Source organism: Aeromicrobium sp. JJY06 (assembly GCF_044069275.1).
Lineage (GTDB): Bacteria > Actinomycetota > Actinomycetes > Propionibacteriales > Nocardioidaceae > Aeromicrobium > Aeromicrobium tamlense.
In genome coordinates, this window is sequence record NZ_JBIMRD010000001.1 from 1,001,846 (window position 1) to 1,021,541 (window position 19,696).

Below are 19,696 nucleotides of genomic sequence, written 5' to 3' on the forward strand. Positions count from 1 at the left end.
TGTGGATTCTGGCCAAGCGGTCAGCCGTCAACCTCATCACCACCGCATGACGTTGATGACGCACCGGGTCTCCCCGGGAAGGGTTGACAGCTGACCGCTCACTCAAGGGGCCCGCGTCAGTGCGCGCCGGCCGAGACGATCTCGTTCGGGACGCCGGGCAGCTCGACGCTGCGGGTGACCCGGCCGGCGGCGAGGTCGACCTCGTGCACCGTGGACGCGCCGGGCTCGGTGATCCACGCGGTGTCGCCGTCGACCTCGAGGGTCGGCCGCGGACGCTGCCAGTCGAGGGGCTCCTGCCACGGGTCGATCACGACGATGCGGTCGGCGACCTTGCCCGTCACGGGGTCGATCACGTGCAGGGCGCCGTCCGTGCCCAGCACGAGCGCCTCGCCCGCCGGGCCGCGGCCGAGCGACCGGAACGTGTAGCTGGTGCCGAGGTCCACGAGGCGCAGCTTCGCCGTCTCGGTGTCGATCAGGCTGATGCGCTCGGGGCGCTCCAGCTCGGCGTCGGCGTCGACCTTGTAGTCGCCGAGGACGACCGACGACTCCGGGCTTCCCGCCTGGTTGCCGATGCGGCCGTACGTGTCGGGGCTCGAGACCTTGGTGATCGTGCCGTGGTCCACCACGACGACGCCGTCCTCGCAGCCCACGACGGCACGGCCGTCGGCGGCGGTCGCCTCGCCGTGGACACCGGGGCAGTCGTCGGTGCGGGCCTTCTCGTCACCGTCGACGCCGTCGCGCAGGACGACGGTCGAGCGGGCGTCCGACGTGCCCTCGGTGTGCATGAGGTCGCCGCCGAGGTTCACCGCCACGCCGTGGTGCGGATCGGGGGTCTCGGTGGTCTCCACCACCTTCGTCGGGTCCTCCGAGTCCAGGACCCGGATCGAGCCGTCACCGTCGCCGAACAGCACGGTGCGGCCGTCGCTGATGGTGACGTGGCCCGGCTCTGCGGCCTCGTAGGTCTCCCCGAACGCGGGCTCGCCCTTCGTCCGGTAGTGCGCGTGGTCGCCGTGCGCCTCGGCCTCGACGCCGGTGTCGAGCAGGCGGAAGCCCTCCTCGTTCGACACGAACACGTGCCGTGCGTCGCCGGCGGCGTTGACCCGCACGAACCCCTCGGCGGGCAGCGTCTTCACCGGCTCGAGGGTGTCGCGCTCCAGCACGAGCAGCCCGTCGTCGGTCGTCACCACGAGCCGGGGTCCGGAGACCTCGGCACCACCGTGGTCGTCGTCGTGCCCGGACTCGCTCGCCGTCTCACCGCACGCGGCCAGCGCCGACCCCGCCACCAGGGCCGCCACCGCCAGGCGGACGTGTCGCCATCTCGTCATCGTCGCTCCTTGTTGAGAATGAATGTCATTCCCGAAAGAGTACGACAGCGCGTCCACGCGATGCCACGGGGTGCCGGGAGACGCGTCAGCGCAGGATGAGGTCGAGGCCGCGCGCGAACGACGCATCGAGGTCGGGATCCTCGGCGAGGATGCCGATCTGCGCGGCCTGGCGGTGCATCTGGGTGGCCTGGGTGTGGCCGAAGACGTAGAGCAGCAGGGTGCGCGCGACGTCGGGCGAGGTCAGCGCCGCCAGCTCGGTCTCGATGCGCGAGTCGCCCAGCCGGAAGGCCGAGGCGGTGGCCACGACGTCGGCCCCGTCGCGGGTGGACAGCAGTGCCTCGCGCAGCGCGTGGGCAGCCTTGGCGGGATCGTCGCCGACCTCGACGTTCGCGACGATCCGGTCGGCCATCAGCGCCAGGAGCGTCTGCTTGTCCGGCACGTGGTGGTAGAGCGCACTGGGCTGCACGCCGAGCTCGCTCGCGACCCGGCGCATCGAGCAGAACTCGAGCCCGTACGCGTCGAGCACGCGCAGGGCGCCGGAGACGACGTCTTCGAGGGTGTTGGCCACGAGGCCACTCTATCGGCTAGCCTGAACACCGTTCAGGTGAACACCGTTCAGGAGACCTCATGACCACGACCACCTCGGCGAGCCGTCGCCTCACCTCCACCGACCTCGCACTGATCGCCGCCTTCGCCGCGCTGATCGCCGTCTGCGCACTGCTCCCGGCCATCAACGTGGGCGCCGGCCTCGTGCCGATCACGCTGCAGACGTTCGCCGTGCTGCTCTCGGGCGCCGTCCTCGGCGCGAAGCGCGGCTTCCTGGCCGTCCTGCTCTACCTCGCGGTCGGCGCCGCGGGCGTCCCGGTGTTCTCCGGCGGCGCCGCCGGCCTGGCCGTCTTCGCCGGCCCCACCGCCGGCTACCTCATCGGCTTCCCGCTCGCGGCCGCGCTGTGCGGGTTCATCGTCGAGCGCCTCCCGCGCGAGAAGGTCGCCACGAGCATTCCGCTGATCTTCGCCGCGGGCCTGTTCTCCAGCGCTCTGCTGATCCACACGCTCGGCATCCTCGGACTGGCCTGGCGCGCCGACATGAGCCTCGCGGCGGCGGCCAAGATCGACCTGGCCTTCTGGCCCGGCGACGTCATCAAGAACCTCGCGATGGCCACGGTCGCCACCGCCGTCCACCGCGCGTTCCCGGACCTGCTGCCGGCCCGCCGGAAGTGATCGAGCTCGGCGAGGCGGCCGTCGCGGGACGGCTCGAGCCCACCACCCTCCGGCTCGAGGAGCGTCGCATCGCGATCGTCGGCTCGAACGGCTCGGGCAAGTCCACCCTCGCACGACTGGTGAACGGCCTCGTCGAGCCCACGAGCGGCCAGGTCCTGGTCGACGGTCTCGACACGCGTCGGCACGGTCGCGAGGTCCGCCGCCGCGTCGGCTTCGTGTTCACCGACCCGGCGGCGCAGCTGGTGATGCCCACCGTCGCGGAGGACGTCGCGCTGTCGCTGCGCAAGAGGCACCGCGACAAGGCCGAGCGCGAGGCGGCCGTCCTCGCCGTGCTCGAGCGGTTCGGCCTCGCCGACCTGGCCGAGCGCAGCGTGCACGCGCTCTCGGGCGGGCAGCGGCAGCTGCTCGCGATCGCGACGGTGCTGGCCACCGATCCCGACGTCCTGGTCGCCGATGAGCCGACCACGCTGCTCGACCTCGCGAACACCCGCCGCGTCGGCGACGTGCTGCTCGGTCTGCCCCAGCAGGTCGTCCTGGTGACCCACGACCTCGACCTCGCCGCACGGTGCGACCGCGCGCTGGTGGTGCACGCCGGACGCGTCGCGTTCGACGGGCCCGCCGCGACCGCCGTCGACCACTACCGGGCTCTCGTGTCATGAGCTCTCCGCTCGGGCTCTACCAGCCGGGGACGTCGCCGCTGCACCGGCTGACGCCCGGCCCGAAGCTGGTGGGACTGTTCCTGCTCGCCGTGGCCGTGCTCGTCGCCAAGGGCCCCTGGACAGGCGTCGCGTTCGTCGCGCTCGCCCTCGTCCTCGCCGCGCTCGGCAGCCTCTCGCCCCGATCCCTGCTGCGGGCGCTGCGGCCCTTCCTGATCGTCGCGGTGCTCCTGCTGGCCTTCAACGCGTGGCAGAACGGGTGGCCGCGGGCTGTCGAGGTGGTCGCCGACCTGACCGCGCTCATCTTGGCCGCGACCGTCCTGACGGCCACGACCGCCGTCAACGACCTGCTCGACACGATCGTGCGCAGCCTGCGGCCCTTCCGCCGCCTCGGCGTCGACCCCGACCGCGTCGGCCTCACGTTCTCGCTCATGCTGCGTGCACTGCCCGGCACGATCGAGCTGGCGGCCGAGACGCGCGACGCGGCCCGGGCGCGCGGGCTCGAGCGCAGCATCCGCGCCCGCACGATCCCGCTGGTGCTGCGCGTGGTCGCGCGCGCCCGCGACACCGGCGACGCGCTGCACGCCCGCGGCGTCCTGGACTGACCCGGTTCGACGCCGCATCCCTCGACAGTGACTAGGCTCACTCCCATGGCGCGCGCACTGCGGACGCTGGTGGTCGACGACGAGCAACCGGTGCTGGACGAGCTGGTCTGGCTGCTCGGCCGCGACGACCGGATCGGCACGATCGACACGGCTCGGTCCGGCACCGAGGCGCTGCGTCGCCTCGACGCCGGTGACATCGACCTGCTGTTCCTCGACATCGCCATGCCCGGACTGACCGGCATCGACATCGCGCGCCTGCTGGGCAAGTTCAAGTCGCCGCCGCAGATCATCTTCGTGACCGCGCACGACGCGCACGCCGTGGAGGCGTTCGACCTCAACGCCGTGGACTACCTGCTCAAGCCGATCCGCGAGGAGCGCCTGCGCGAGAGCGTGCGCCGGGCCGTGGCCGACTCCGACCACGGCGGCACCGAGTCCGACGACACGATCGCCGTCGAGCTGGCGGGCGTCACGCGCTTCGTCTCGCGGTCGAAGGTCACCCACGCCGAGGCGCAGGGCGACTACGTCCGGCTGCACACCCTGGAGGGCTCGAGCCACCTCATCCGCACGCCCCTCGGCTCACTGGCCGACGACTGGGCCGACGCCGGCTTCCTGCGCATCCACCGCAGCCTCGTGGTGAACCGCGCGCACATCCTCGAGGTCCGCATGTCGTCGGGCCGCGCCAGCGTGGTCGTGCCGGCCGCGGGCGGGAACACGCTCGAGTTGCAGGTCGCCCGCCGCCACACGCGGGCGCTGCGCGAGCTGATCGGCGAGCACACCCCGTGACCGACGAGGCCCTGCCCGAGCCGTCCGGCCGGGTCCGCATCACCAGCCCCCTCTCCACGGCGCCCGCGCACGTGCGCAGCACGGTGGGTCAGGAGATCGACGAGGCCACCGGGGTCGGCGAGGTCTACATGCAGTCGCTCATCCGCTCGCAGCTGCGCGCCGCGATGACCGTGGCGATCACGCTCCTGCTCACAGTGGTCAGCCTGCCGCTCGTGTTCTCGTGGGTGCCGGGCCTGAACGACCTGCGCGTCCTGGGCATCCCGCTGCCGTGGCTCGTCCTGGGCGGTGGCGTGCACGCGGGCGTCATCGTGCTGGGCTGGCTCTACGTGCGCCACGTCGAGCGCGCGGAGCGCCTGTTCACCCTGCTGGTCGAGCCGGACGACACCCGACCATGAGCCCGACCTGGGGCATCGTCGCCGTCTCCCTCGTCTCGATCGCGACCCTCGCGATCGGGGCGTTCGGCCTGCGGATCAGCCGTACGACGAGTGACTTCTACGTGGCCTCCCGGTCGGTCTCCCCGGCCCTCAACGGCTCGGCGATCAGCGGCGAGTACCTCTCGGCCGCCTCCTACCTCGGCATCGCCGGCCTCGTGCTCGTCTACGGCGCCGACATGCTCTGGTACCCGATCGGCTGGACGGCCGGCTACCTGCTCCTGCTGGTGTTCGTGGCGGCTCCCCTGCGCCGCTCGGGCGCCTACACGATCCCCGACTTCGCCCAGGTGCGCCTGCAGTCGGTGGCGGTGCGGCGCGTCTGCACCGCTCTCGTCGTGGCGGTCGGCTGGCTGTACCTGCTGCCGCAGTTCCAGGGCGCGGGACTGACCCTCGAGGCCGTCCTCGACGCTCCCCGGTGGGTGGGCACCGTGCTCGTCGCGATCATCGTGACCCTCAACGTGGTGCTGGGCGGCATGCGGTCGATCACCTTCGTGCAGGCGTTCCAGTACTGGCTCAAGCTGACGGCCCTGCTGGTGCCGCTCATGTTCCTGCTGCTGGCGTGGTCGCGCGACGGCCAGCCGGCCGCGCAGGCCGGCAGCGACTGGTGGATCCCCCTCGGCGACGCCAACCCGCAGACCGTCTACTCCACGTACGCCGTGATCGTGGCGACGTTCCTCGGCACGATGGGCCTGCCGCACGTGGTGGTGCGGTTCTACACGAACCCCGACGGGCACGCCGCGCGGCGGACCACCCTGATCGTGCTCGGCCTCGTCTCGGCGTTCTACCTGCTCCCGACGTTCTACGGCGTGCTCGGGCGGGTCTACGCGTCCGACCTCATCGCCGCCGGCCGCGCCGACACGGTGGCGCTCGAGCTGCCGAGCCGCGTGATCGCGGGGACCGCCGGGGAGCTGCTGACGGCGCTCGTCACCGCCGGCGCCTTCGCGGCGTTCCTGTCGACCTCGTCCGGCGTGACGATGGCGCTCGCGGGCGTGGTGGGTCAGGGCCTGAGCAACCACGCGCCGTGGGGCAGCCGGCTCTCGTCCATCGCGGCACTGCGGATCGCCGCCGCCGTGTGCGTGGCGGTGCCGCTCGTGCTGGCCTTCGTCGCCGAGCCGATCCCCGTGGCCAGCTCGGTGGTGTTCGCGTTCGCGCTGGCGGCCTCCACCTTCTGCCCGCTGCTCGTGCTGGGCATCTGGTGGCGCGGACTGACGTCGGCCGGGGCGATCGCGGGCCTCATCGGCGGCGGCATCTGCGCGGGCGCGGCGCCCTTCGTCACGCTCGCCCTCGACGTCGAGGGCTGGTGGGGCACGCTCATGAGCCAGCCGGCCGTGTGGTCGGTGCCCGTGGGCTTCGGCCTCATGGTGGGCATCTCGCTGGCCACCCGGTCGCGCGTCCCGGCCACGGTCGGGCGCACCATGGTCCGCCTGCACACACCGGAGCGGGTGCAGGTGGACCGGCGGTTCTGATCAGACCCGACGCGAGGTGTCGAGGCGGTCGAACGAGTCGAGCACCTCGCCCATCGACGGCTTGGCGATCGTGGTGACCGCCGCCGCGCGTCCCTCGCGCTCCTGGCGCAGGTGACGCTTGACCGTGGAGGTCGAGCAGCCGAGCCGCTGCGCCAGCTCGCGACAGGTCTCGTCGGGGTGCGCCTTGCGAGCGCCGATCACCTCGGCGTGGTCGACGGGACCGCCCCCGACGCGCGCCGTGCCGTAGGGGCTGGAGTCGACCCGCACCTCGATGCCGAGATCGCGGCGCATGGTGCGGCGCTCGGCCTCGCTGGTGCAGGCGACGAAGCCCGACACGTCGACGTCGACCACGGCCCGGTAGAGGCAGTCGTCGAGGACGCTGCAGCCCGCACATCGGCGGTGGGCGGCAGCGCGCTTGGTCACGTAGTCACGCCACTGCTCGACCGAGACGTCGCGTCGAGCGGGCGGGGACAGCAGGATCTCGTCCTGGTACATCTCGGGTGCCATGGCACACGGCGGGAGTGTCGGCCTCATTGCCATCTCCGATCATGCGAATGACACCAGTCTAGAGGTACATTCCCCCGGTTTCGGAAGGTGTGACGCGATCGTCCGAGGTACCATCCTCGCCGCCGGCCCCCGGGAGGGCCAGACGCATGTTCTGCAGCTGGTTCTGCGCCTGCACCTGCTGGGCGTAGAGGGCGGCCTGGATGCCGTGGAAGAGACCCTCGAGCCAGCCCACCAGCTGGGCCTGGGCGACGCGCAGCTCGGCGTCGCTCGGCGACTCGGCGTCGAACGGCAGGCTGAGCCGCTCGAGCTCGTCGACGAGCTCGGGCGCGAGACCGTCCTTCAGCTCGTCGATCGACTGGTGGTGGATCTCGCGCAGGCGGGCCCGGCTCGCGTCGTCGAGCGGCGCGGACTTCACCTCCTCGAGCAGCTGGCGGATCATGCCGCCGATGCGCATGACCTTCGCGGGCTGCTCGACCAGGTCGGTCAGCGGCGTGCGCGCGGGCTCGGAGGAGGCCACGGGCTGGCCCTGGGGGTCGATGATCCGGTCGTCGGTCATGCGCTCCAGCCTAGGCCGAGGTGCCTCGCACGGCGCTGCGGGCTCAGGCGCCCATGTCGAGGACGACCTTGCCCACGTGCGAGGACTCCTCGAGGATCCGGTGGGCGTCGGCGACCCGCGCCAGCGGCACGGTCTCGTGCACCACGGGGCCCAACGTGCCGTCCTCGATGAGCGGCCAGACCTTCTCGACGAGCTCGGTCATGATCGCGGCCTTCTCCTCCACCGGGCGGAAGCGCAGGGACGTCGCCGAGACGCTCCCCTGCTTCGCCAGCAGGGCGCCGAGGTTGAGCTCTCCCTTGCGGCCGCCCTGCATGCCGATCACGACGATGCGGCCGCCGCGGGCGAGGGAGGCGACGTTCTGGGCGAGGTACTTGCCGCCGATGATGTCGAGCACGACGTCGACGCCGCCGAGGTCCTGGCAGGTCTCGGCGAAGTCGTCCTCGCGGTAGTTCACGACCGCGTCGGCGCCGAGGCCGCGCACGACCTCGGCCTTCTCGGCACTGCCGACCGTGGTGACGACGGTGGCGCCGAAGGCCTTGGCCAGCTGGATCGCGGTGGTGCCGATGCCGCTGGCGCCGCCGTGCACGAGCACCTTCTGGCCCTCGCGCAGGCCGGCGAGCATGGAGACGTTCGACCAGACGGTGGCGTAGGTCTCGGGGATCGCGGCCGCGGTCGTGAGGTCGACGCCCGCGGGCACCGGCACCACCTGACCGGCCGGCACGACCACACGCTCGGCGTAGCCGCCGCCGCTGAGCAGCGCGCAGACCTCGTCGCCGACGGAGAGGCCCGTGACGCCCTCGCCGATCGCGTGGACGACGCCCGAGCACTCGAGGCCGATGACGTCGGTGGTGCCGGGCGGCGGCGGGTAGTGGCCCTCTCGCTGCAGCAGGTCGGCGCGGTTGACGCCGGCGGCGGCCACGGCGATCACGACCTCGCCCGGCCCCGGCTCGGGATCGGGAAGCTCGGCGACGTGGAGGCTCTCGGGGCCCCCGGGCTCTTCGACGATGACGGCTCGCATGTGAACCACCGTAGTGACCGGCACACTGGTCCACATGCAGGTGACGCTCGTGCAACTGGCCGCGACCCTCGACTCGGCCGCCAACCGCGACCAGGTGGCGGCGCGGCTCCGCGACGTCGAGGGCGGCGGGCTCGTCGTGCTGCCCGAGGGCGCGATGCACGACTTCGGCGCCCCCGACCACGACCTCGCGGCCGTCGCCGAGCCGCTCGACGGGCCGTTCGTGGACCTCCTCGCGCGGGAGGCGCGGCGCCTCGGCTCGACGATCGTCGCAGGCATGTTCGAGCACACCGACGGACTGCCGTTCAACACGCTCGTCGTGGTCGGTCCCGACGGCGACCTCGCCGCGACCTACCGCAAGATCCACCTCTACGACTCCTTCGGCTACCGCGAGTCCGATCGCCTGCGTGCCGGCGAGATCGAGCCCGTCACGGTGACCGTCGAGGACCTCACGGTCGGCCTCATGACCTGCTACGACCTGCGGTTCCCCGAGCTCGCGCGCCGTCTGGTCGACGCCGGGGCCGACGCGTTCGTCGTGCCGGCCGCGTGGGTCGCAGGTGAGCACAAGGTCGACCACTGGCGCACGCTGCTGCGCGCACGGGCCATCGAGAACACCGTCTGGGTGGCCGCGGCGGGCCAGGGCGGCGAGCGTTACAGCGGTCATTCCTTGGTCGCCGATCCGTGGGGAACTATCGTGGAGGAGGCCGCCGGGGGGGACGAGCTCATCACCGCGCAGATCGCGGTGGACGCCGTGCAGCACTCTCGCGACGTGAACCCGTCGCTTGCCAACCGGAGGATGTAGACGCAGTGACGACCGCCACGCCGGGCCGACGACGACTGGACACGTCGGTCCCGACCCCGTACGAGGTCGCGACCCGTGAGCCACGAGTCGCGTCACCCCGTTGGGCGCGCCTGCTGATGCTCGGCACCTTCCTGGTCTGGCTCGCGAGCACCCTCGGCGCGGCCACGTCGATCTCCGACGTCGGTGCGCCCTCGTGGCTCTGGCGGCCCTCCGCCGCCGCGCTGCTCGTGGTGTTCGCCGTGATCCTGACCCACCGGGTCGGCGGCTACATGCGCATCTGGGTGACGCTGTCGGCGCTGCTGGCGGCGGCCGCGGTGCTCACCGACCTCAACTCGCTGCTCGCCGCGGCAGCCGGTGCGACGGCGGTGCTCTCGGCAGTGACCGCCGTGGTCTTCACGCGTCCCGCCGCGAACGTGCTGCAGGTGCTGCGCGAGTACGCCGTGATGCTGGTCCTGTCCGTCAGCGGCGCCGTGGGCGTCGCGGCGTGGAACGCCTCGGTCGACGTGCGGCCCTTCGGCCTCATGGTCATGGCCGTGTCGGTGACGCTAGCCGTCTCGATCGTGTGGCGCCTCGGCTCCAGCCTGCACGGCTTCGGCCGCCGCCACCTCAAGCTGCTCGTGGTCGTGGCCGTCATCGCGGTCGGGCTCTTCTTCTACGGCAGCTTCGTGCGCACCGCCGGATCGCCCGCTCTGACCAACCTGCTGGACGACACGATCGTGTGGCTGCGCCAGAACATCGGCGGCGTGCCGCGGCCCTACGAGTTCCTCATCGGCTTCCCCGCGCTCATCGTGGGCGTCTCGATGCGCTCGCGCTACCGCGAGGGCTGGTGGGTGTGCGTCTTCGCCGTCGTCGGCACCGTGATCGTCGCGAACTCGCTCATCGACCCGCGCGCCTACCCGTCGTACTTCGCGCTCTCCACGCTCTACAGCGCGGCCATCGGCCTGGTCATCGGCCTCGTGATCCGGGCCGTGTTCTTCCGGCCGCAGTCGCGCCGCTCCGCGCGCGCCGTGCAGCACGCCGAGCGCACCGAGCCCGGGCGCCTCTCGCCCCTGCGCTGACCCTCTACCGCTCGCCCCTCTCCACTTCTGGAACGGGTTACACCCCTTCCGCGGCCGAAAGGGTGCAGAGCGTTCCAAAAGTGGGCAGGGGTGCCGCGTCGGGGCGCTGTGCGTGCGGAATGCGAGAATCGACGCAGGTCCCGCCGCTTCGACGACGGGCCTGGAGGGGTGCCGGAGTGGCCGATCGGAACCGCCTTGAAAGCGGTCGCTGGCAGAGATGTCAGCCACGGGTTCGAATCCCGTCCCCTCTGCGTGAACCGTTACCGACTCGATCGCGCGCACCTCATGGTGCTCGCGGGGGTGTGCTTCATCGTCGCTGCCGTGGGCGTGCTGGTCGCGTTCCTGACCGGGACCGACAGCGCCCTGCGCACCACCGTGACCGTCCTCGCCGCCGGCGTGGCCGTGATCGCGCTCCTCGTGGCCGCCGTGATGAACCTGCGGCCGCCGGTCGTGCTGACCCTCGACCAGGCCGGGTTCCGCGCCCGCGGGCGCCACGGCGACGTCACGTGGAAGCAGGTCGAGTCAGTCGAGATCAGTGAGGGCCTGCTGCGCTTCACCGACGGCACCGGCGCGATCACCGCGTTCCCGCTGAGCCTCGTCGACCGCACGCGCCGGGCCGAGCTCGTCCGCGAGGTCTACGACCGGCTCAACACCGCCAACGGCTACCGACGGTTCGACCCCACCGAAGGGCTCTGAGACCTCCGGAGAAGCGAAAGTGGGAGCAGGCTGAGCCTGCTCCCACTTCCCCATGGCGGAGATGGCGGGAGTTGAACCCGCAAGAGGTTTAAACCTCAACCCGCTTAGCAGGCGGGCGCACTAGGCCACTATGCGACATCTCCAGACAACCGGATCAGGATACCCACCCCGACCCCCAGCCGCCGAATCAGGTCGTGCGCTTGACGATCGAGGCACCGCGCTCGTAGAAGTCCGGCGGCAGCTCGGCGAGCGGCGTGGGCTCGTGCGGATGGGCCCGCATCCCGTCCAGCAGCAGCGTGCGCATGCGGCGCGCGAGCCACTCGCGGTTCTCCGGCGCGGCCGTGTGGACCGCCCCGAGCATCAGCGGCGCGGCGCTGAGGTCGGCCACCGCGAGGTCGTCGCGCGCCGAGCCCTCGGCGACCGCACGCTGCACGAGGATCGCCAGCGTGCCCACCCACCGGTCGGTGGGCCGGTAGTCCGGGTCGTTGATCGCCTGACGACGCATCACCTCGGCGACGATGCGCCGGTCGATCATCACCTGGGTGGCCTCGTCGACCACGAGCTCGATGCCCTCCCAGCCCGTCGACGCCTCCATCGCGCGCTCTGCGATCTCGTCGAAGATCGCGATGTGCCGGTCGTAGAGGGCCCGCCACAGCTCCTCCTGCGAGGCGAAGTTGCGGTAGAGCGTGCCGGTGCCCACCTTCGCGGCCTCCGCGAGGCCGTGCAGGGGCGCGTCGAGGCCGTTCGCGGCGAAGTAGGCCTCGGCGGTGTCGATGATGCGCTCGCGGTTCGCCACGGCGTCGCGGCGCTGCGGAACGCGGGGGGAATCTGACATCGAAGCCAACTTACGGGATTTCGGGCCGTCCGTTGCCCCGATTTCGCACCTCGAGGGAACACCCGCTAGACTCGTCGAGGCCCGCAAGGGCGTGCGCCCGTAGCTCAACGGATAGAGCATCTGACTACGGATCAGAAGGTTTGGGGTTCGAATCCCTACGGGCGCGCCAGACACCCCCGGTCGACCACCAGGTCGCCGGGGGTTTCTCGTTCCCCGGGGTGACCGATCCTTCGACCTTCGGGTCGCCCCCGCGACATCTGGGTACCAAGATGCGTCGCTCGGGGGTCTCCGTCTCCTCCTGCCGCGTTTCGCCCACGCAGAGTTGGCTCCTGTGCCACCCTCCCGTCATGGAAACCGCCCCCATCACCGCCTGGACCCTCGTCCAGGAGATCCCGATTCCCGCTGACGTCACCGACCTCCTCGTCGAGGGCGAGCAGGCAGTCGCGGCGTTCAAGACCTTCCGGGACTCCGCGATCTTCACGACCAAGCGCCTGATCGTGCGCGACGCGCAGGGCATGACCGGCAAGAAGATCGAGGTCTACTCACTTCCGTACAGCCGCATCGACATGTGGTCGTCCGAGAACGCCGGCAAGTTCCTCGACTTCAACGCCGAGCTCGAGCTCTGGACGCGCGCCGGCCACATCAAGATCAAGCTGGACAAGAAGATCGACGTGCGTCGCCTCGACCAGCTCATCGGCTGGGCCGTCCTCAACGCCGGCTGACACACCGGCAACCGCCGCGCCCGATCCTTCGACCTTCGGGTCGCCCCCGCGACACTTGGGTACCAAGGTGCGCCGCGTTCCGTCCGTGGACACGACGACGCGCCACGGTCGCGCACTTGTTACGTGACACGCCGTCAGCACATCTGGATGAGCGCTTCTCGTCACATCGGCGAAACGAGGCCCTCCCAGACTCGGACGGTCCCCGCTCGCGTCCCCACCTGCGAGCTCCCCCACCCGAGAGGGATCACGTGTTCACACAACGAGGATGGCGGCTCGCCACCGTGGGAGCGCTGCTCGCGCTGCCACTGGCTGCGGTGCCCGCCCACGCCGACGACGGCGAACTGGCCTCCGGCAGCGACTGGACGGTCTCGCGCGCCGCCGGCGGCTACCTGGTCACGGTCGACCTGGCGAAGAAGCTGCCGGTCGTCTCCGACGCCCCGACCATCGAGGTCGACGGCGAGCCGATCGGCATCGCCACGGAGTCCGCCGACGGCAAGAGCCTGAGCGTCTTCACCGCCGACGCGTCCGTGCTGAAGGCCGACGACATCGAGGCGGGCTGGTTCAGCAAGCCCTCCGGCGCCCCGGCCCAGGTCACGAGCGTCGAGGAGATCGCGGAGGCCGACCCCGAGGCCCTCGACGCGAACCCCGCGTCGCTCGGCGAGTTCGAGCACACCGAGGCCGTCTACAACTTCGGCGCGCAGTCGATCCCCCTCGCGGCGATCGGCGGCATCCGCGGTGAGCTGCAGGGCAAGGTCTACCTGCCCAAGATCGGTGGCGCCCGCCCCGTCGTGCTGCTGCTGCACGGCCGCCACACCTCGTGCTCCACCGGCACCGCCAACCCGAACCGCTGGCCGTGTGGACCGAACCAGATCAACATCCCGAGCTTCGCCGGCTACGACGGCACGGCACGCGCGCTGGCCAGCCACGGCTACGCGGTCGTGTCGATCTCGGCCAACGCGATCAACTCCAACGACAACCAGCTCGCGCTGGACCAGGGCGCCCAGGCGCGCGGCCAGCTGCTGCTGGACACGCTCACGATGCTCAAGAAGGCGAACGAGGGCGCCGCGGTCAGCTACTACGACCAGCAGACCGACGCCGACGTCACGCTCGAGCAGGCGCTCGCCAACCAGGCCCCGCTGCCGGGCCTGACCGAGGGCACCGCGGGTCTCGCCCCCGCCGACTTCGTGGGTCGCTTCGACTTCTCGAACATCGGCATGATGGGCCACTCGCGGGGCGGCGAGGGCGTCACCTCGGCCGCGACGCTCAACCAGGGCCTCGAGAAGCCGTGGAAGATCACGTCGATCCTGCCGCTCGCGCCGGTCGACTTCGCGCGCATGACGGTGCCGAACGTGCCGATGAACGTGGTCCTGCCCTACTGCGACGGCGACGTCTCGAACCAGCAGGGCCAGCACATGCTCGACGACTCGCGCTACGCGTTCGACGACGACGTGCTGCGCAGCGGCGTGTGGATGATGGGCGCGAACCACAACTTCTACAACACGGTCTGGACCCCCGGGAAGTACGCGTACAGCGTCTCCGACGACTGGGGAGCGACCTCGACCGATGCCGTCTGCGGTCCCCGCTCGGAGACGAACATCCGGCTGAGCGCCGACGCGCAGTACGACGCCGGCACCGCCTACATGGCCGGCTGGTTCCGCCTGACGATGGGTGACGAGAAGCAGTTCCTGCCCATGTTCGACGGCTCCGCCCAGGTGCCCGAGGTGCTCGGCTCGGCCGACATCCGCAGCATGTCGACGGCTCCGGCCTCGGCTCGCCAGACGATCACGACGTTCGAGGAGACCAGCTCGCTGGTCCGCGTCCAGGGCGCGGCCACGGCCACGGTCTGCGCGAGCGCCGCGGGTCGCACGGTGTCGCAGCCGCTGCCGGCCTGCACGCCCTCGACGATCAGCACCAGCGCGCTGCCGCACTGGACGCCCGCCAGCAACGGCGGCAACGTCCCGGCGACGCCGGTCACGAAGTTCTCGTGGACGGCCCTCGGCACCGGCACCACCACCGTGACGCCCAGCGAGGTGCGCGTCAGCGTCCCCGCGAAGGCGCGCAACGCGTCGGACCTCGAGCGCCTGTCGTTCAAGGTCGCCGCGGACGACACCGTCGCCACCAGCACCGCGATCTCGCTGACCGTGGTCGACAACGCGGGCCGGACGTTCACGACGCCCGTCGCGGACCTCAACCCGCTGGCCACCACGCGACTGCCCGCCTCGACCAGCACGATCCTGAAGAAGATCGTGCTGCAGCAGGTCGACCTCCCGGTCGCCACGCTGGCGGACGCGGGCCTGAACGTCTCGGACATCCGTGAGGTCCGCTTCGGCGCCCTCGCCGGTCCGGACGCGCTGGCCACCGGCGGCGTGTTCCTGTCGGACCTCGCGTTCGAGAGCTCGGCGGTCGGCACGGCCGACAGCAAGTCCCTGCCGACGCTCAACGTGAAGGCCCCCGTCGTGGACGAGGGCAACGGGCCGGGCACGGCAGACATCGCGGTCTACCTCGACGAGGCGGCCACGATCCCGGTCACCGGCTACGTGTCGGCGCTCGGCTCGGCCACGGGCCGCGCGGGCATCGCGATGGAGAAGGTCACCTTCGCCCCGGGCGAGACCTGCAAGGTCGTCACTGCTCCGGTGCTCGGCGACCAGCTGGCCAGCACGACGGCCTCCACGTCAGTGAAGGCCTCGGTCATCAACACGGCCGGCGCGGTCATGGGCACGAACGCCCTGGACTGGATGATCGTCCGCGAGGACGACGGCGTGACAGGCTCGGCGACGGCGCTGCCGCCGGCGGGCGTCCAGGGCGACGCGTGCGCCGAGCTGGCCGCGAAGGACGAGAAGGCCGACGTCTCGGTCAGCGACGACAAGCCCCAGCCGGGCTCGTCGGTCACCGTCACGGCGGGCGGCTTCCGCTCCGGTGAGGGCGTCACCGTGACGATCGCCGGGGTCGACCCGGTCGTCGCCGTCGCCGACGGCTCCGGTGCCGTCAGCGCCGCCGTGACGATCCCGGAGACCGCCACCCGCGGTGCCGCGGACGTCACGGTCACGGGCAGCGGCACGGGCCGTACGGGCACCACCTCGGTGGCCATCCTCGACGCGAGCACGACGACCCTGTCGATCTCGCCCGAGGCGCCGCAGATCAACGAGGCGGTCACGCTCTCGGCGACGGTCGGCGGTGGCGACACCACCGGCAGCGTCGAGTTCTTCGACGGCGACCGCTCGCTCGGCACCGCGGAGATCGTGGACGGTGTGGCCACCCTCGACGTCCCGGGCTTCAAGGCCGGCAAGCACGAGATCGTGGCGACCTTCGCCGAGACCGGGGTCACCGCCGGCTCGACGTCCGGTGCGGTCACCTTCACCCTCGTGAAGGGCAAGCCGACCCTGGTGATGTCGCTCTCGAGCGCCACCACCGTGTTCGGCAAGGCCGCGACGCTGTCCGCGGTCGTCGGCGGCGCGGACGGCGGCAACGTCACCTTCCGCTACGGCACCGTGACGAAGAAGGTCGCGCTGGCCAAGGACGGCTCGGCCTCGCTCACGCTGCCGGCCACCCTGAAGCCGGGTCGCTACACGGTCGCCGCGTCCTACGACGGCACCGACCTCACCGAGGGCGGGGTGGGCATCTCGTCGATGCTCACGGTGACGAAGAAGGCCACGACGACCAGCCTCTCGGCGCAGTCGTCGGTCAAGGCCGGGAAGACCCTGCGTGGCAAGTTCGCCGTCCGTGGCGGCGTCGCGAAGGTCGCTCCGACCGGCACGGTCAAGGTCTACGTGAAGCAGGCGAAGGGCGGCTACAAGCTGGCCCGGACCGTGCGCGTCACGTCGACCGGCAAGGCGTCCTTCACGGTGAAGACGCCGAAGAAGCGCCAGGGCCTGCGGGTCAAGGTCGTCTACTCCGGTGACGCCAACTACGGGTCGAGCACGAGCTCGAAGTCGGTGCGCCTGCGCTGACACCGTCACACGAGGCCCCGGCAGCACCCGCTGCCGGGGCCTCGTCGTGTGTCCGGCCTCGGCGGTCCGATCTGGTGCAGGTTCCCCGTTTACGTGGGTTTGCTGTCACCGACCGGGGATCGCGAACCCCGGGACGTGGTCAGGAACCCACGTAACCGGGGAACGGTGGACGGGTGGGACGGACGGAGGGGGTGGGGCGGGGCAGACGAGAGCGCCCCGGCCCGCCGTGGCGGACCGGGGCGCTCGCGACGCCGGGCTCAGGACCTACTTGATGACCTTCGCCGAGCGGGGCGTGTACTTCACGACGGTCGCGTAGCCGGTCTTGCGCGCCGTGACCTTGACCCGGATCCGCTGGCCGCGGTCCGCCTTCGTGAGCTTGTACGACCTCTTCGTCGCGCCCTTGATGGCCTTGCTGCCGCGGTACCAGCGGTACGACAGCGTGACGCCGGAGTCCCAGCGGCCCGGGTTGACCTTCAGCGTCCGGCCGACCTTCGGCAGGCCGCTCTGGAGCGGTCGCGGCGTGCGCGTCAGCAGCCCCGGGGCCACCTTGAGCGGCTTGCTGACCTTCGTCACGGGCGCCCAGCCGGCCTTCGCACCGGTGACGGCGACGGTCACGACCCGTCCCACGTCCTTCGGCGCGAGGCGGTAGGTCGACCCGGTGGCACCGGCGACGGGCGCGCCACCGACCGACCACTGGTACGTCAGCGCCGTACCGGCGGGCCACGTGCCGGCCGAGGCCGTCAGGACCGTGCCGACGCGTCCGGTGCCGCTCACGACCGGCACGGGGGCCGGACCGAGCGGCTTGAGGCCGACCGTGTGGGTCAGCGTGGGCTCACCGCTGCCGCCTGCGGTGCCGGGTGCGGCGGAGATCCGCAACGACGCGTCGGACTCCGCCTCGACCAGGACCGTGAAGTCCGCGCGGGCGGTCTGGCCGCTCGAGACGCGGGGCACGGACCAGCGCAGCGTCGTGCCGTCGAGCTCGAGCCCGTCGCCCAGCGAGACCACGGAGGCGTCGTCCAGCACGTCGGACAGGTCGATCTCGGCCGTCGCGTCGCGCAGCGGGTGGACCGCCGTGTTCTTCGCGGCCACGCTGTAGGTGATCTCGTCACCGGTCTCGACGTCGCCCGGCAGCGGGTCCGCCGACAGGCCGAGCGTCCACGCGTCGTCCTGGTCGGCGATCGCCGTCGACACGCTGCAGGTGAGGCAGAACGAGCCCAGCGCGCTGGAGCTCGTCGTGAGGCCGACGGTGCCGCCGGACGAGGACTCCTTGACGGTGGCGGGGAACGAGACGGTCGCGGACGCGCCGGCCGCCGTGGCCGGGATCGTCCACCGCAGCGTGCCGCCGAGGTTCGCCAGCTCCGCCGGGAGCGCGCCGAGGCGCGCGTCGTCGACAAGGTCGGCGACGTCGACCGTCACGGTCTGGCCGCCGAGGGCGACCTTGCCCGTGTTCTGCGCCGTCAGGGTGTGCACGACGGTGTCACCCGCGGCGACCGGGCCCGTGGCGTCGGCAGCCGCCGACAGGTTCCACTTCGACGGCCACGCCGGCTTCACCGTGCCGTAGAGCCACGGGTTCAGCACCGGTCGCACGTCCTTGCCGGAGACCCGGTTCGCGAGCGCGACGAAGTCGGCCGTCGAGGCGTCCGAGCCGTTGTTCTCCGCGACCCACGTGCGCAGGATCTCGAACCACGCCTCGTCGCCCACGATGGTGCGCAGCGCCTCGAACGTCATGCCGCCACGCCCGTAGACGTAGTTGAAGAGGATGGCCGGGTCGGTGAAGCCGGCCAGCGGCACCTGCCACTGGGCCGACGTCGGGGCGCTGGCGTTCCACGAGTTGAAGTAGGCCGTCTCGGGCGTGGTCGTGGTGGTGCCGCTCGCGAGGTTGTAGGCCCGCGGGGCGTAGTCGCCCATGCCCTCGTTGAGCCACAGGTCGCTCCAGTCCGTCGGTGACACCGCGTTGCCGAACCACTGGTGGGCGATCTCGTGGATGAGCGTGCCGCGGCTGACCGAGTTCTGGTAGAACGAGCGGTCCTGCGTCTCCAGCGCGTAGCCCACGTTGATGCGGTCGACGACCGCGCCGGTGGCCACGCCCGGGTAGGGGCCGAACCTCGACTCCATCCAGCGCATGATGTCCTGCGTCTGCGCCAGGCTCGCCAGCGTCGTGTTCCGCTGGGTCGTCGTCATGGCGGAGTCGAGGAACGTCCAGTCGCGGTACGTGCCGCTCTCGAGCTCGACCACCGACTCGCGCACCTCGTACTTGCCGATCGAGACCATCGACAGGTAGGGCACCATCTGGTTCGGCTGGCGCCAGTGCCAGGTCTCCAGGGCGCCGTTGCGCGTCTTGGAGTGCAGCGTGCCGTTGCTGGCCGCGGCCATGGTCTCGCCGTCCATCAGCCGCGGGATCGTCAGCTTGATGTCGTACTTCGCCTTGTCCTTCAGCGAGTTGTTGACGGGGTACCAGGTCATCGCGCCGACGGGCTCGTTCACGGCGGTGGCGCCGTCGTCGCCGGCGATCCAGCCCTCACGCGAGCCGTCGGGGTCGATGTGGGTGACGGGCGAGCCGGAGTACGTGATCACGGTCGTGAACTCGCCCTCGACGGGCGTCGCCGGCGTGATGATGAGCTTGTACTTCGTGGCCGCGGCGTCGACGTCGCGCGTCCACGTGGCGGGTGCGCCGTTCACGGTGATCGACTCGACCGTGAGGCCCTCGAAGTCCAGCGAGAACTCCGACAGCGGCGCGTCGGCGGTCGCCGTGATCTTCGCGGTGGCGGCGATCGTGCTCGCGGTCGCGACGGGCGCGCCCGGCGTCCAGGCGATGTCGAGGTCGTAGTGCTTCACGTCGTAGCCGCCGTTGCCCACGTTCGGGAACAGGGAGTCGCCGGAGGTGCGGGCGCCGGCGACCGGCTCGGCTGCCGAGGCGCTCGTGGCGGTCGCGCCGAGCGTGCCCAGGCACAGGGCTCCGCTCAGGAACGCGGCCGCGACGGCCCTGGCGGGGCGGGCGAGGGGTGGGGAGAGGGACATCGGTGCTCTTTCGTCGGAGGAGGTTCCGCTCATCCTGTCCGACGGACGTGGCG

At 71.5% G+C, this 19,696-nt stretch carries 18 protein-coding genes and 3 tRNA genes; 13 read left to right on the plus strand and 8 right to left on the minus strand.

Translation table 11 applies throughout. From position 1 onward, the window contains the following. Positions 1 to 116: 116 nt before the first annotated feature. Together ACGWYL_RS05060 and ACGWYL_RS05065 are read right to left on the minus strand one after the other, a co-directional pair. Positions 117 to 1,325 carry a hypothetical protein gene (locus ACGWYL_RS05060; protein WP_395486590.1) on the minus strand — a complete coding sequence of 403 codons (1,209 nt, stop codon included), beginning with the start codon at positions 1,323 to 1,325 and terminating at the stop codon, positions 117 to 119. An 85-nt stretch (positions 1,326 to 1,410) separates the two neighbouring features. Further along, positions 1,411 to 1,893 carry a TetR family transcriptional regulator gene (locus ACGWYL_RS05065; RefSeq protein WP_395486591.1) on the minus strand — a complete coding sequence of 161 codons (483 nt, stop codon included), beginning with the start codon at positions 1,891 to 1,893 and terminating at the stop codon, positions 1,411 to 1,413. A gap of 59 nt (positions 1,894 to 1,952) precedes the next feature. Between ACGWYL_RS05065 and ACGWYL_RS05070 the strand changes: the two genes are divergently transcribed. Genes ACGWYL_RS05070 through ACGWYL_RS05095 form a run of 6 tightly spaced genes read left to right on the plus strand, consistent with a single transcriptional unit; the run spans position 1,953 to position 6,487 of the window. Continuing rightward, on the plus strand, positions 1,953 to 2,546 hold the full coding sequence (locus tag ACGWYL_RS05070; protein WP_269304134.1) for a biotin transporter BioY: 594 nt from the start codon (positions 1,953 to 1,955) through the stop codon (positions 2,544 to 2,546). Next, the gene (locus tag ACGWYL_RS05075) at positions 2,543 to 3,205 is read left to right on the plus strand and encodes an energy-coupling factor ABC transporter ATP-binding protein (RefSeq protein WP_395486592.1); all 663 of its coding nucleotides are present in this window, start codon (positions 2,543 to 2,545) and stop codon (positions 3,203 to 3,205) included. The genes ACGWYL_RS05070 and ACGWYL_RS05075 overlap by 4 nt, the downstream gene beginning before the upstream one ends. Continuing rightward, a complete protein-coding gene (locus ACGWYL_RS05080) occupies positions 3,202 to 3,807 on the plus strand; it encodes an energy-coupling factor transporter transmembrane component T family protein (protein WP_395486593.1) in 606 nt (201 codons plus the stop codon). Before ACGWYL_RS05075 ends, ACGWYL_RS05080 begins: the two co-directional genes overlap by 4 nt. 45 nt (positions 3,808 to 3,852) lie before the next feature. Next, positions 3,853 to 4,590: a LytR/AlgR family response regulator transcription factor gene (locus tag ACGWYL_RS05085; protein WP_395486594.1), complete on the plus strand. Its 738-nt coding sequence runs from the start codon at positions 3,853 to 3,855 to the stop codon at positions 4,588 to 4,590. Continuing rightward, positions 4,587 to 4,985: a hypothetical protein gene (locus ACGWYL_RS05090; RefSeq protein WP_179427660.1), complete on the plus strand. Its 399-nt coding sequence runs from the start codon at positions 4,587 to 4,589 to the stop codon at positions 4,983 to 4,985. Before ACGWYL_RS05085 ends, ACGWYL_RS05090 begins: the two co-directional genes overlap by 4 nt. After that, positions 4,982 to 6,487 carry a cation acetate symporter gene (locus tag ACGWYL_RS05095; protein ID WP_269304142.1) on the plus strand — a complete coding sequence of 502 codons (1,506 nt, stop codon included), beginning with the start codon at positions 4,982 to 4,984 and terminating at the stop codon, positions 6,485 to 6,487. Before ACGWYL_RS05090 ends, ACGWYL_RS05095 begins: the two co-directional genes overlap by 4 nt. Here ACGWYL_RS05095 and ACGWYL_RS05100 read toward each other — a convergent pair whose 3' ends face one another. From ACGWYL_RS05100 to ACGWYL_RS05110, 3 genes are read right to left on the minus strand one after another with little or no spacing between them, the layout of a single operon-like run. After that, entirely contained in the window at positions 6,488 to 6,994 is a 507-nt protein-coding gene (locus ACGWYL_RS05100) for a winged helix-turn-helix domain-containing protein (protein ID WP_269304144.1), read from the minus strand. 58 nt (positions 6,995 to 7,052) lie between these two features. After that, a complete protein-coding gene (locus ACGWYL_RS05105; protein ID WP_179427654.1) occupies positions 7,053 to 7,550 on the minus strand; it encodes a bacterial proteasome activator family protein in 498 nt (165 codons plus the stop codon). A 43-nt stretch (positions 7,551 to 7,593) separates the two neighbouring features. After that, positions 7,594 to 8,568: an NAD(P)H-quinone oxidoreductase gene (locus tag ACGWYL_RS05110; RefSeq protein ID WP_395486595.1), complete on the minus strand. Its 975-nt coding sequence runs from the start codon at positions 8,566 to 8,568 to the stop codon at positions 7,594 to 7,596. A 34-nt stretch (positions 8,569 to 8,602) separates the two neighbouring features. On the opposite strand from ACGWYL_RS05110, the gene ACGWYL_RS05115 reads away from it, so the two are divergent. From ACGWYL_RS05115 to ACGWYL_RS05130, 4 genes are all read left to right on the plus strand, one after another. Further along, on the plus strand, positions 8,603 to 9,367 hold the full coding sequence (locus ACGWYL_RS05115; protein ID WP_395486596.1) for a carbon-nitrogen hydrolase family protein: 765 nt from the start codon (positions 8,603 to 8,605) through the stop codon (positions 9,365 to 9,367). A gap of 5 nt (positions 9,368 to 9,372) precedes the next feature. After that, positions 9,373 to 10,425, plus strand: a complete 1,053-nt coding sequence (locus ACGWYL_RS05120; RefSeq protein WP_179427648.1) for a hypothetical protein — start codon at positions 9,373 to 9,375, stop codon at positions 10,423 to 10,425. A 162-nt stretch (positions 10,426 to 10,587) separates the two neighbouring features. Beyond that, positions 10,588 to 10,676, plus strand: a tRNA-Ser gene (locus ACGWYL_RS05125). 1 nt (position 10,677) lies between these two features. Beyond that, positions 10,678 to 11,121 (plus strand): hypothetical protein, encoded by a 444-nt coding sequence (locus ACGWYL_RS05130; RefSeq protein WP_269304150.1) that lies wholly within the window; start codon positions 10,678 to 10,680, stop codon positions 11,119 to 11,121. A gap of 53 nt (positions 11,122 to 11,174) precedes the next feature. Here the strand turns inward: ACGWYL_RS05130 and ACGWYL_RS05135 are convergent. Together ACGWYL_RS05135 and ACGWYL_RS05140 are read right to left on the minus strand one after the other, a co-directional pair. Further along, positions 11,175 to 11,264 (minus strand) — tRNA-Ser (locus ACGWYL_RS05135). A gap of 44 nt (positions 11,265 to 11,308) precedes the next feature. After that, positions 11,309 to 11,956, minus strand: a complete 648-nt coding sequence (locus ACGWYL_RS05140; protein WP_179427644.1) for a TetR/AcrR family transcriptional regulator — start codon at positions 11,954 to 11,956, stop codon at positions 11,309 to 11,311. A 93-nt stretch (positions 11,957 to 12,049) separates the two neighbouring features. On the opposite strand from ACGWYL_RS05140, the gene ACGWYL_RS05145 reads away from it, so the two are divergent. The 3 genes from ACGWYL_RS05145 to ACGWYL_RS05155 all read left to right on the plus strand — a co-directional run bounded on the left by ACGWYL_RS05145 (position 12,050) and on the right by ACGWYL_RS05155 (position 16,625). Continuing rightward, positions 12,050 to 12,125, plus strand: a tRNA-Arg gene (locus ACGWYL_RS05145). A 178-nt stretch (positions 12,126 to 12,303) separates the two neighbouring features. Next, positions 12,304 to 12,678 carry a PH domain-containing protein gene (locus ACGWYL_RS05150; protein WP_395486598.1) on the plus strand — a complete coding sequence of 125 codons (375 nt, stop codon included), beginning with the start codon at positions 12,304 to 12,306 and terminating at the stop codon, positions 12,676 to 12,678. A 248-nt stretch (positions 12,679 to 12,926) separates the two neighbouring features. Continuing rightward, entirely contained in the window at positions 12,927 to 16,625 is a 3,699-nt protein-coding gene (locus ACGWYL_RS05155; protein WP_395486599.1) for an Ig-like domain repeat protein, read from the plus strand. Positions 16,626 to 16,889: 264 nt separating this feature from the next. Here ACGWYL_RS05155 and ACGWYL_RS05160 read toward each other — a convergent pair whose 3' ends face one another. After that, entirely contained in the window at positions 16,890 to 19,643 is a 2,754-nt protein-coding gene (locus ACGWYL_RS05160) for a M1 family aminopeptidase (RefSeq protein WP_395486600.1), read from the minus strand. Positions 19,644 to 19,696 lie beyond the last annotated feature (53 nt).

Coding starts and splice junctions, on each gene's coding strand:
- ACGWYL_RS05140 (WP_179427644.1), bottom strand. CDS start 11,956: ATGTCAGATTCCCCCCGCGTTCCGCAGCGCCGCGACGCCGTGGCGAAC.
- ACGWYL_RS05080 (WP_395486593.1), top strand. CDS start 3,202: ATGAGCTCTCCGCTCGGGCTCTACCAGCCGGGGACGTCGCCGCTGCAC.
- ACGWYL_RS05150 (WP_395486598.1), top strand. CDS start 12,304: ATGGAAACCGCCCCCATCACCGCCTGGACCCTCGTCCAGGAGATCCCG.
- ACGWYL_RS05095 (WP_269304142.1), top strand. CDS start 4,982: ATGAGCCCGACCTGGGGCATCGTCGCCGTCTCCCTCGTCTCGATCGCG.
- ACGWYL_RS05070 (WP_269304134.1), top strand. CDS start 1,953: ATGACCACGACCACCTCGGCGAGCCGTCGCCTCACCTCCACCGACCTC.
- ACGWYL_RS05115 (WP_395486596.1), top strand. CDS start 8,603: ATGCAGGTGACGCTCGTGCAACTGGCCGCGACCCTCGACTCGGCCGCC.
- ACGWYL_RS05085 (WP_395486594.1), top strand. CDS start 3,853: ATGGCGCGCGCACTGCGGACGCTGGTGGTCGACGACGAGCAACCGGTG.
- ACGWYL_RS05160 (WP_395486600.1), bottom strand. CDS start 19,643: ATGTCCCTCTCCCCACCCCTCGCCCGCCCCGCCAGGGCCGTCGCGGCC.
- ACGWYL_RS05105 (WP_179427654.1), bottom strand. CDS start 7,550: ATGACCGACGACCGGATCATCGACCCCCAGGGCCAGCCCGTGGCCTCC.
- ACGWYL_RS05100 (WP_269304144.1), bottom strand. CDS start 6,994: ATGGCACCCGAGATGTACCAGGACGAGATCCTGCTGTCCCCGCCCGCT.
- ACGWYL_RS05110 (WP_395486595.1), bottom strand. CDS start 8,568: ATGCGAGCCGTCATCGTCGAAGAGCCCGGGGGCCCCGAGAGCCTCCAC.
- ACGWYL_RS05060 (WP_395486590.1), bottom strand. CDS start 1,325: ATGACGAGATGGCGACACGTCCGCCTGGCGGTGGCGGCCCTGGTGGCG.